General features: G+C 74.2%; 11 protein-coding genes. 5 read left to right on the top strand and 6 right to left on the bottom strand.

Annotated features, from left to right (window positions below; all coding sequences use genetic code 11):
* Window positions 1–242 precede the first annotated feature (242 nt).
* A complete protein-coding gene (locus ACFVXK_RS33950; RefSeq protein WP_389619654.1) occupies window positions 243–752 on the top strand; it encodes a DinB family protein in 510 nt (169 codons plus the stop codon).
* A gap of 1 nt (window position 753) precedes the next feature.
* Here ACFVXK_RS33950 and ACFVXK_RS33945 read toward each other — a convergent pair whose 3' ends face one another.
* Window positions 754–1,596, bottom strand: a complete 843-nt coding sequence (locus ACFVXK_RS33945) for a hypothetical protein (RefSeq protein ID WP_389619651.1) — start codon at window positions 1,594–1,596, stop codon at window positions 754–756.
* Window positions 1,597–1,800: 204 nt separating this feature from the next.
* On the opposite strand from ACFVXK_RS33945, the gene ACFVXK_RS33940 reads away from it, so the two are divergent.
* Window positions 1,801–2,541, top strand: a complete 741-nt coding sequence (locus ACFVXK_RS33940; RefSeq protein ID WP_389619648.1) for an SDR family NAD(P)-dependent oxidoreductase — start codon at window positions 1,801–1,803, stop codon at window positions 2,539–2,541.
* 13 nt (window positions 2,542–2,554) lie between these two features.
* On the opposite strand, the gene ACFVXK_RS33935 is transcribed toward ACFVXK_RS33940, so the two are convergent.
* From ACFVXK_RS33935 to ACFVXK_RS33925, 3 genes are read right to left on the bottom strand one after another with little or no spacing between them, the layout of a single operon-like run.
* Complete coding sequence (locus ACFVXK_RS33935; protein ID WP_389619645.1) at window positions 2,555–3,382, bottom strand: hypothetical protein; 828 nt, start codon at window positions 3,380–3,382, stop codon at window positions 2,555–2,557.
* The gene (locus ACFVXK_RS33930; RefSeq protein ID WP_389619643.1) at window positions 3,379–4,032 is read right to left on the bottom strand and encodes a response regulator; all 654 of its coding nucleotides are present in this window, start codon (window positions 4,030–4,032) and stop codon (window positions 3,379–3,381) included. The genes ACFVXK_RS33935 and ACFVXK_RS33930 overlap by 4 nt, the downstream gene beginning before the upstream one ends.
* Window positions 4,020–5,288: a histidine kinase gene (locus ACFVXK_RS33925; protein ID WP_389619640.1), complete on the bottom strand. Its 1,269-nt coding sequence runs from the start codon at window positions 5,286–5,288 to the stop codon at window positions 4,020–4,022. Before ACFVXK_RS33925 ends, ACFVXK_RS33930 begins: the two co-directional genes overlap by 13 nt.
* A 177-nt stretch (window positions 5,289–5,465) precedes the next feature.
* Here ACFVXK_RS33925 and ACFVXK_RS33920 point away from each other — a divergent pair, with 177 nt between their 5' ends.
* Window positions 5,466–5,921, top strand: coding sequence for a hypothetical protein (locus ACFVXK_RS33920; protein WP_389619637.1), 456 nt, complete (start codon window positions 5,466–5,468; stop codon window positions 5,919–5,921).
* Window positions 5,922–5,939: 18 nt separating this feature from the next.
* Here the strand turns inward: ACFVXK_RS33920 and ACFVXK_RS33915 are convergent, their stop codons facing one another.
* Complete coding sequence (locus ACFVXK_RS33915; protein ID WP_042815907.1) at window positions 5,940–6,350, bottom strand: organic hydroperoxide resistance protein; 411 nt, start codon at window positions 6,348–6,350, stop codon at window positions 5,940–5,942.
* A 120-nt stretch (window positions 6,351–6,470) separates the two neighbouring features.
* On the opposite strand from ACFVXK_RS33915, the gene ACFVXK_RS33910 reads away from it, so the two are divergent.
* Window positions 6,471–6,965, top strand: coding sequence for a MarR family winged helix-turn-helix transcriptional regulator (locus tag ACFVXK_RS33910; protein ID WP_389619634.1), 495 nt, complete (start codon window positions 6,471–6,473; stop codon window positions 6,963–6,965).
* Window positions 6,966–7,032: 67 nt separating this feature from the next.
* On the opposite strand, the gene ACFVXK_RS33905 is transcribed toward ACFVXK_RS33910, so the two are convergent.
* The gene (locus tag ACFVXK_RS33905) at window positions 7,033–7,479 is read right to left on the bottom strand and encodes a MarR family winged helix-turn-helix transcriptional regulator (RefSeq protein ID WP_388949686.1); all 447 of its coding nucleotides are present in this window, start codon (window positions 7,477–7,479) and stop codon (window positions 7,033–7,035) included.
* A gap of 161 nt (window positions 7,480–7,640) precedes the next feature.
* Between ACFVXK_RS33905 and ACFVXK_RS33900 the strand changes: the two genes are divergently transcribed.
* Window positions 7,641–9,143: an MFS transporter gene (locus ACFVXK_RS33900; protein ID WP_389619630.1), complete on the top strand. Its 1,503-nt coding sequence runs from the start codon at window positions 7,641–7,643 to the stop codon at window positions 9,141–9,143.
* Window positions 9,144–9,458: the final 315 nt, after the last annotated feature.

The following is a 9,458-nucleotide window of genomic DNA, read 5'->3' as shown; positions in this document are numbered from 1 at the left end:
TCCTCCGTCCCTCCCGCCTCCACGGCTTCGGCGGACCCGGCGCCGGGCGGCGCCTCCGCCGGCTGGTGGACGACAGCCGGCGTGGCCGGGATCGCCCTGCTGGGCGCGGCCGCCGGGATCCTCCTGCGCCGCGCCCGCCGCCGCCGCTGACGGAACGCCGACGGAGTGTCGCCCCGCCCGGCCGGGCGGGGCCCTGCATGGTGGTTCCCGGCAGCGGACGACCACGGTGGGAGACGGCGGACATGAAGGCCACGGACGTACTCGCGGACGGCTTCGGGCGGATCCGGGAGGTGGTCCACGAGGCGGTCGGCGGTCTCGGGGCCGAGATGCTCAACACCCGGCCCGACCCGGAGGCCAACTCGATCGCCTGGCTGGTGTGGCACCTGACCCGGATCCAGGACGACCACGTGGCGGGCGTCGCCGGGCAGGAGCAGGTCTGGCGGGCCGGCGGCTGGGCCGACCGCTTCGCCCTGCCGCTGCCCGTCGAGGACCACGGGTACGGCCACACGGCGCAGCAGGCCGGGACGGTCCGCGTCGACTCGGCGGATCTTCTGCTGGGCTACCACGACGCCGTGCACGAGGCCTCCCTGCGCTACGTCCGCGGCCTGGCCGCCGCCGACCTGGAACGGATCGTCGACGAGCGCTGGGACCCTCCGGTCACCCTCGGGGTCCGCCTCGTCAGCGTCCTGGCCGACGACCTCCAGCACGCGGGCCAGGCCGCCTACGTCCGGGGGCTGCTGGAGCGGCGCTGACTCAGGGGGCCGCGCAGGCGACCGTGGCGAAGACCCCGTCGCCGTCGTTGAAGCCCTTGTTCGTGGCCCGGACCGTCCAGCCCGTGGCCGTCGGGGCCGAGGAGTTGAGCAGGACGTCGGGGCTCGCGTCTCCGCCGCCGCCGATCGGCACCATTCCGGCGGGGCACTCCGCGTGCACGGTGGCGACCGCTCCGACCGCCAGCTTGACGGTCCTGCTGAACGCGTAGGTGGCCTCGGTGGTGGAGCAGACGGCGGTCGCCCGCACGAACGACAGGGGCGCGTCCGGGTCGAAATCCATGTACTTGGCCCGCGCCGTCCACACCCCGTTGCCCACGCTCGTCTCACTGGCGAACGTGGTGTCGCCGGACTGGATGCCGCCCCCCACCACGAACCGTGTGCGGCCGAAGCCGCAGTTCGCGTCGCTGGGGTTGTTCGGCTCCCCCGGCTGGAGCGGCTTGTCCGGCCCGACCTCGTAGCTGATGGAGGGATCGGTCGAGCAGACCACCCGCGGGTGCAGGGTCTGCACCTCGCCGGAGGCGTTGAAGGCCCGCACCACCCACCGGTTGCCGGCCACGTCGGGGTAGGAGTCCTTGACGAAGACGGCGCTCACCGGGTCGTCCTCCACCGTCGCGCCTCCTCCGGTGGGCTTCGTGCCCTGCGGGCAGTACGCCGCCACCGTGTAGAGCCTGTTCGGATACATGACGGCGGGATGGCCCACCTGCTGGGTGACGGTACGGGCGGCGGTCACCGGCCGCGCGCCGTCCGCCCGGGCCTGCGGGACGGCGGCGGGAAGGGCGGCGGCGAGCAGCGCGGCCGTCAGCGCGGTCGTACGGACGGATCCCATGCGGGGCCTCCTCGGGGCGTGGTCGTCGAGGGAGACGAGTGCCCCGCCCGGTGCCCGGGAGGCCGGCGGGCCGCCATATGCCCCGGGCCGTTCACCCGCGGACGACGGAGACTCCATATTGCGGAAAATATTTTCCACGATGCGATAGCTTGTTTCCGCAGTGCGGATCCGTACCGCGCACCGACAGCTGGAGGACAGAAGAAGATGAGTGAGAGTCGCGTCGCCCTGGTCACCGGTTCCTCCTCGGGGATCGGGGCCGCCGTCGCCGAGCGGCTGGCCGCCGAGGGGATCCGCGTGGTCGTCAACTCCGCGCGCAGCGCGGAGGCCGGCAAGGCGCTCGCGGCGCGGCTCCCGGACGCCGTGTACGTGCAGGGGGACGTCTCCGACGCCGAGGACGCCCGGCGGATCGTGCGGGCCGCGACGGACGCCTACGGGCGGCTGGACGTGCTGGTCAACAACGCGGGGGTGACCCGCTTCATCCCGCTCGGCGACCTGGAGGCCGCCGACGCGCGGGCGTGGCGGGAGATCTTCGACGTGAACGTCATCGGGGCCTGGCAGATGATCACCGCGGCCGCCCCGCACCTCAAGGCGTCCGGGGCGGGTTCCGTCGTCAACATCTCCTCGGTGTCCGCGACCCGGGCGCTGGGGAGTTCGGTCCCGTACGCCGTGAGCAAGGCCGCCGTCAACCACATGACCCGGCTGCTGGCCGCACAGCTGGGCCCGTCGGTCCGGGTGAACGCCGTGGCGCCCGGGCTGATCGACACGCCCTGGTACGACGGGGCGGAGGAGGTCTGGGAGAGCTCCCGCGAGTGGATCACGGAGAACACCCCGCTGCGCCGGGTGGGTACGCCCCAGGACGTGGCGGAGGCGACGCTGTACCTGGTGAACGCCGCCTACACGACGGGGGACGTGCTCACGGTCGACGGCGGCCGGCACGTCGTCTGACCGGGGCCGCCGGTCAGCGGGACGGGGTGCGGGAGACCGCGCTCGCGCGGCCGGCGCCCGCCTCCAGGTCCAGGGTGCGGCCGGCCGCCGGATCCCGCAGGGCGTCCTCGGCCTCGCAACGGCCCGCGCCCGCCCGGCAGGTGACGCGGTAGCCGGTGGCCGTGGGAAGGGTGATCTCCAGGCGGCCCGCGCCGACGTGGCCCGCGACCCGGTCCGGCGGCGCCGCGAAGGCGAGCTTCGCGGCGCCGGAGTCGGCGCGGACGTCGGCCTGCGGGACGGCGAGGCCGGAGGCGTCCAGGGTGCCCGAACCGACGCGGGCCCGCAGGGGGCCGCGCAGGTCGGCGAGGACCAGGGCGCCCGAGCCCAGGTCGGCGTCGACGGTGCCCCCGAGGCCGCTGACGGTGACCCGGCCGGACCCCCCGGAGACCCTCACCGGGATGTCGGCGGGGACGGTCACCGCGAGACGGACGGAGCAGCCGGCGCCGCCCGTCACCCCGAGGTCCTCCCCGGGGCAGTGCGCGGTCAGCTTGAGGGTGTCGCCGAGCCAGCTCTCCTCGACGGAGGGCTCCTTGAAGGTCCAGCGCAGTTCGGCCCGGTAGCCGACCTGCCGGTCCCCGCGCGGGGTGACGGTCACGTCCGCCTCGCCGCCGGCCACCTCCAGCGCGGTCACGGCCCGCCCCGCGCTGCCCCCGGTGGCGACGCCGCTCCGGGCGCCGGCGTCCGCCCGCACCTGCCAGCCGGCCGCCGCCAGCACGAGGACGGCGCTCAGTGCCGCGGCCGTGTACCAGGCGACGCGCTGTGCGCGCGGGGCGGCGCCGGCCGGGTCCGCGGGGCCGCTCACGCGGCGCCGTCCAGGAACCTCAGCACCGCGAGGACGCGCCGGTGGGCCTCGGCGGCCGGGGGCAGGTCGAGCTTGGCGAAGATGCTGTTGATGTGCTTGGCCACCGCGCTCTCGCTGACGACGAGGCCCTCCGCGATGCCCGCGTTGGAGCGGCCCTCGGCCATCAGGGCGAGGACCTCGCGCTCGCGCGGGGTGAGCCGCTCCAGCGGGTCCGGTCCGCCGCGCCTGAGCAGCAGCTGGGCCACGACCTGCGGGTCGAGGGCGGTGCCGCCGGCCGCGACGCGGCGCAGGGCGTCGACGAACTCCTCCACGTCGGCGACGCGCTGCTTGAGCAGGTAGCCGATGCCCGCGCCGCTCCGGGAGGACAGCAGGTCGGCGGCGTAGCGCTCCTCCACGTACTGGGAGAGCAGCAGCACGGCCGTGCCGGGGCTCTGACTGCGGATCATCAGGGCGGCCCGGACGCCCTCGTCGGTGAATCCGGGCGGCATCCGGACGTCGACCAGGGCGAGGTCGGGCCGGTGCTCCTCGACGGCGGCGAGCAGGGCCTCGGCGTCGCCGGTCTCGGCGACCACCTCGAACCCGGCCATTTCGAGGACTTTGACAAGACCTATGCGCAGGAGGACGGAGTCCTCGGCGATCACAGCCCGCACGGCAGCTCCACGGTGACGACGGTCGGGCCCCCTTGGGGGCTGTTGATCAGGATGGTTCCGTCGACCGACCCTACGCGTTTGCGCAGGCCGGTCAGACCGGTGCCGCCCGCCGGGTCGGCGCCGCCGACCCCGTCGTCGGTGACGACGACGCGCAGCAGGTCGCCGCGGCGGCCCGGGACCCGGGCGACGGTGACCGAACAGCGGCGGGCGCGGGCGTGCTTGGCGACGTTGGCGAGGGCCTCGGAGACGACGAAGTAGGCGACGGCCTCGACGGTGGGGCCGGGCCGTTCGGCGAGGTCCACGGTGAGTTCGACGGGCAGCGGGGCGCGGGCGGCGATGCCGGAGAGCGCGGCGTCGAGGCCGCGGTCCTCCAGGACGGCCGGGTGCAGGCCCCGGACCAGGTTGCTGAGCTCCTCGATGGCCTCCTTCGCCTCGCGGTGGGCCTCGTCGATGACGGCCTTGGCCTCGGGCGGGAGGCCGGTGAGGGTGGCGCGGGCGATGCCGAGGTTCATGGCGAGGGAGACGAGGCGCTGCTGGGCGCCGTCGTGGAGGTCGCGTTCGATGCGGCGGCGTTCGATGTCGGCGGCGTCCAGCACCCCGGCGCGGCTCTCGGCGAGGTCCTCGACACGCCGTTCGAGCTCGCGGGCCCGGTTGGGGCCGAGGAGGGAGGCCGCGGCCAGGGCGTCGAGCCGGGTCAGGGCCGCGGCCATCCAGGGTGCGGCGAGCAGCGCGAGGATCCCGCAGGCGGTGAGGAGGTCGTACGCGCGGGTCCAGCCGAAGTCGGGGAGTTCGCCGTCGGAGGGGAGCAGCCAGACCCAGCCGTAGGCGGAGGCGCAGGCCAGGCCGCCGGCCCAGGTGAGCACGAGCGAGGCGGCGCCGAGGGCGGAGAGCGGGCTGACGACGAGGTGGTAGAGGTACTGGCGCCGGGTGGCCTCGGAGCGCAGCCGCTCGGCGAGGCCGCGGCCGGTCCGCCAGGGGTGGGCGTGGACCACGGGCGGCACGTCGAGTCCCAGCAGCACCCTGAAGCGGCTGCGCTGGAGCCTCGTCAGCAGCGGGGAGAGCGCCAGGCAGAGCAGGAGCGGCCAGGCCGTGCGGCCGGGGGCGGCCACGGTCAGCAGGAGGAACCCGGTGGCGACCGGGAGTGCGGGCGGGATCGCCGCGACGCTGAAGGCCGTGTTGCGCCAGGCCCAGGCCGACCACGGGGTGTGCCCCGCGGTCCAGGTGTACGCACGCTTCAGCGCGCCCCAAGTTGCCATACCCGTACGGTAATCGCACAGGTCAGGGCGTCCACCACCCCCCTGGTGCCCGGTGGGGGGTGTAGCTGGCACCACCCCCGGTTCGGACAGTGGGGCTACTGATCGCGGCGGCGCCGGCGGACACAGTGGTGGGGTGCCCGGCGGACGGACCGCCGGCCCGGAAGGAGACCCGCAGCCATGGCCCTCGTCGCCCCGCAGTTCCAGGTCCGCCGGCCCGCCGCCGCCCGGCGCACGCCGGCGGGCCGGCTGCGGGCCGGGTGGGCGGGCCGGGGGCTGCCCCGCCTCGCGACGGTGTTCACCGGGTGCGGGCTGGCGCTGCTGCCGTGGATGGTGGTGCTGGCGAAGACGATGCCGCGCACCGCCGAGGTGTCCAACTGGTCCACCGCCTGGATAGGCCTGGACGCGATGCTCGCGGCCGGGCTGACGGGGACGGGACTGCTGCTGCGCGCGGACGATCCGCGGGTGGCCCCGGTGGCCGCGGCCACGGCGGCGCTGCTGGCGATGGACGCCTGGTTCGACGTCACCACCTCGCTGGGGACCGGCGAGCAGGGTATGGCGCTGCTGCTGGCGGTCGGGGCGGAGCTGCCGCTGGCGGTGGCCTGCGCGGTGGTGGCCGCGCGGCGCACCGCCTGAGCGGCGCGGGCGTGGCCGTTACTCGATGACGAGCTCGACGGGGATGTTGCCGCGGGTGGCCTTGGAGTAGGGGCACACCTCGTGCGCCTGCTTGACGAGCAGGGCGCCGGTCTCGCCCTCGAGGGACTCGGGCAGCTCGATGCGCAGGGTCACGGCGAGGCCGAAGCCGCTCGCGTCCTGGCCGATGGAGGTCTCGGCGGTGACGGAGATGTCGCCGGTGTCGACCTTGGCCTGACGGCCGACGAGGCCCAGGGCGCTGGCGAAGCAGGCGGCGTACCCGGCGGCGAAAAGCTGCTCGGGGTTGGTGCCCTGGCCGTTGCCGCCGAGCGCCGGGGGCATGGCGAGCGCGAGGTCGATCTGGCCGTCGGAGCTGACGGCGCGGCCCTCGCGGCCGTTGGCGGTGGCGACGGCGGTGTACAGCGCGTCCATCGGGAGGTCCTTTCGGAGGGGCGGGGCGGCCGGTGGCCGACCCTCGACCACAAATAGAGCACACAATTCAGTTGTGCACAACTCAATCGCCTACAAGGAGGCTCGGGTAGACTGGGACCCATGACGGAGCAGCCCATGACCGAGCCCGGTGACACCCTCCGCGACCAGGACTTCCTCCGCCTCGACGGGCAGATCTGCTTCGCGCTGGGCGCCGCGAACCGCGCGTTCGGCGGGCTCTACCGGGTCATCCTCAAGGACCTGGAGCTGACCTACCCCCAGTACCTGGTGATGCTGGTGCTCTGGGAGCACGGGACGATGCCGGTCAAGCAGCTCGGGCAGCACCTGAGGCTCGATTCGGGCACGCTCTCCCCCCTGCTCAAGCGCCTGGAGGCGGCCGGACTGGTGCGCCGCGAGCGCAGCACGGAGGACGAGCGCTCCGTGCACGCGGTGCTCACGGAGCAGGGCGCGGCCCTGCGGGAGCGCGCCGTGGAGGTGCCGCGCCGGATCGCGCGGGCCACCGGGTTCGAGCTCGCCGAGATCCGCGAGCTGCAGGAACGCCTGGGCCGGCTGACGGCCGCCCTCGACGCGGCCGTGGACTCCGTCACCCAGGACTGACCGGAGCCCGCCCTCGGCGGCCGACCCGCGCCCGCCTTCCGGACGGGGGGGCCGGCGCCGCGCACCCTCAGGCCTCCGGGCGGCGCTCCATCGCCGGGCGCAGCCGCTCCAGCAGGGCGTACAGGGTCGCGCCCTCCGCCTCGTCCAGGGTGTCCAGCGCCCCGTGCGTGGCCTGCATCTCCTCGCGCACCCGCCGCATGGTCTCGCGGCCCTCGTCGGTGGCCACGACGTTCTTGACCCGGCGGTCCCTGGGCTCGGGCTCGCGCCGCACCAGCCCGCGCGCCTCCAGCCGGTCCACGATCCCGGTCACGTTCGACGCGTCACAGGCGAGGAGGGAGGCCAGGCCGCGCATGGGCACGGGGCCGTCCAGCTGGGCCAAGACCTTGGCCTGGGTGGAGGTCAGCCCGTACCGGGCGGCCGCGGCGGCGAAGTCCCGCCACTGGGCCGTGCCGATGGCGGCGAGCAGTTCCAGCAGTTCCAGCTTGGCGGGGCGGTGCGTCGCGGTGGTGCTCATGGCTCGGACCCTACTCGAGGATCGTTGACATTATCAACCTTTTACTTGACCACCTTAACTATCTCTGGCTACCTTCGGACAAGTACTTGATGACATGAAACATCTGCGTCCTCAAACAACCCGACGCAGGACTCCGAAGCACTGAGAAGGTCCCCGCAGCCATGAGCTCCGCCGCATCCGCCCCCGCAGAAGGCAGGAACGGGAACGAGACGGTCATCGTCTTCGCCCTGAGCCTCGCCGCCATGGTCGTGTCGATGATGCAGACCCTGCCCGTACCGATCCTGGGCCTGATCCGCAACGACCTCGGCACCTCCACCGCCAACGTCAGCTGGGTGACCACCGCCACCCTGCTGTCCGCCGCCGTCTTCACCCCGCTGCTCGGCCGCTTCGGCGACCAGCACGGCAAGAAGCCCACCCTGGTGGCCGTCCTCGGCGTGATGGTCGCGGGTTCCGTGGTCGCGGCGCTCGCGAGCTCGCTGCCGCTGCTGATCCTGGGCCGCGTGCTCCAGGGCTCCGCCACCGCGATCTTCCCGCTGGCCCTCTCCGTCCTGCGCGAGGAGGTCCGCCCGCAGAAGCTGCCCGGGGCGATGGCGCTGGTCAGCGGCACCCTCGCGTTCGGCAGCGGCCTGGCGCTGGTCGCCACCGGTCTGCTGACCTCCGGTGAGGGCGCCGACTACCGCAACGCGTTCTGGATGGCCACCGGCTTCGCCACGCTGGCCCTGCTCGCCGTCCTCTTCCTGGTCCCGGCGACCCGTCACAAGACCGGCGGCCGCACCGACTTCCTCGGCGCGCTGACCCTCGGCATCGCCCTGCTGCTGCTCCTGCTGCCCATCTCCCAGGGCCACGAGTGGGGCTGGGCCTCCGCCCGCACCCTGGGCAGCTTCGCCGGCGCCGCCGTCATGACCGCCGTCTGGGTCCTCGTCGAGCGCAAGGTCGCCGAGCCGCTCGTCGACATGAAGATGTTCGTGCACCGCCCGGTGCTGATGGCCAACCTGGCCGGCATCCTCGTCGGGTTCGGCATGTTCGCGAACTTCCTCGGCGTCTCCTACCTGGTCCAGATGCCGCAGAAGCTCACCGGCTACGGCTTCGACGCCTCCATCCTGCGCGCCTCGGTCCAGTTCCTGCTCCCCGGCGCCATCGTCTCCCTGCTCGCCTCCCCCGTCGGCGGCCAGCTGGTGCGCCACCGCGGGCCGCGCCTGGCCCTCGCCGTCGCCGCCGCGCTCGGCGCCGCCGGCTTCGGATGGCTGGCTCTCGACCACGGCCACACCGCCTCCGTCATCGGCGCGGGCGTCGTCGTCGGCGCGGCCGTCAGCTTCGGCTACGCGGCCATGCCCGCCGTGATCATGTCGAGCGTCCCGCACCACCAGAGCGGCATCGCCAACGGCATCAACTCCATCTCCCGCTCGACCGGCAGCGCGATCGGCAGCGCCATCGTCACCACGATCCTGGCGTCCAAGACGATCGAGCACCTCCCCAAGGGAGTTCCGCCGCTGCCCGCCGAATCCGGGTTCACCCTCACCTTCTGGATCGGCGCCGCCGCGTTCGCCCTGGTCGCCGTCATCAGCTGGCTGGGGCTGCGCTCCGGCCACGGCCCGCGCGTCGTCACGTCGGGCGCCGCCGACGCCGCCCCCCAGAAGGCCGCGGAGACCGCCTCGGCCCGCTGATCCCCGTACGCCCCCGTCCACTGCCCCCGGTCCCCCGCGGACCGGGGGCAGTGGTGTTCCCCGGCCCGCGACGGACCCCCGCGCGGGCTCGCGCCCACCCGCGGTGGGGCGTTGTCAGTGGGGCTCGCTAGTCTCCCGACATACCGCAGCCCGGCAGGCGTTGGCGCCTTCCTCCGTGCTGCGCAAGACGGTTTTCGGACAGGTGGAGGGGCACGGCTGATGGCTTGGCTGGCGTTGGAGGACGAGGGGTCGGAGAGCTCCCGCGGGGAGGGGCGGGTCGCCGTACGGCGGCCCACGGGGCGGCCGTTGAAGACG

This window comes from Streptomyces sp. NPDC058157, from assembly GCF_042884105.1.
Lineage (GTDB): Bacteria > Actinomycetota > Actinomycetes > Streptomycetales > Streptomycetaceae > Streptomyces.
The sequence above is the reverse complement of the archived record's forward strand: the minus strand, read 5'-3'. Positions and strand labels throughout refer to the sequence as shown.

Excerpts from the sequence above, each read along its gene's own strand:
- ACFVXK_RS33950 (WP_389619654.1), top strand. The coding sequence starts at position 243 with ATGAAGGCCACGGACGTACTCGCGGACGGCTTCGGGCGGATCCGGGAG.
- ACFVXK_RS33945 (WP_389619651.1), bottom strand. The coding sequence starts at position 1,596 with ATGGGATCCGTCCGTACGACCGCGCTGACGGCCGCGCTGCTCGCCGCC.
- ACFVXK_RS33940 (WP_389619648.1), top strand. The coding sequence starts at position 1,801 with ATGAGTGAGAGTCGCGTCGCCCTGGTCACCGGTTCCTCCTCGGGGATC.
- ACFVXK_RS33925 (WP_389619640.1), bottom strand. The coding sequence starts at position 5,288 with ATGGCAACTTGGGGCGCGCTGAAGCGTGCGTACACCTGGACCGCGGGG.
- ACFVXK_RS33920 (WP_389619637.1), top strand. The coding sequence starts at position 5,466 with ATGGCCCTCGTCGCCCCGCAGTTCCAGGTCCGCCGGCCCGCCGCCGCC.
- ACFVXK_RS33915 (WP_042815907.1), bottom strand. The coding sequence starts at position 6,350 with ATGGACGCGCTGTACACCGCCGTCGCCACCGCCAACGGCCGCGAGGGC.
- ACFVXK_RS33910 (WP_389619634.1), top strand. The coding sequence starts at position 6,471 with ATGACGGAGCAGCCCATGACCGAGCCCGGTGACACCCTCCGCGACCAG.
- ACFVXK_RS33905 (WP_388949686.1), bottom strand. The coding sequence starts at position 7,479 with ATGAGCACCACCGCGACGCACCGCCCCGCCAAGCTGGAACTGCTGGAA.
- ACFVXK_RS33900 (WP_389619630.1), top strand. The coding sequence starts at position 7,641 with ATGAGCTCCGCCGCATCCGCCCCCGCAGAAGGCAGGAACGGGAACGAG.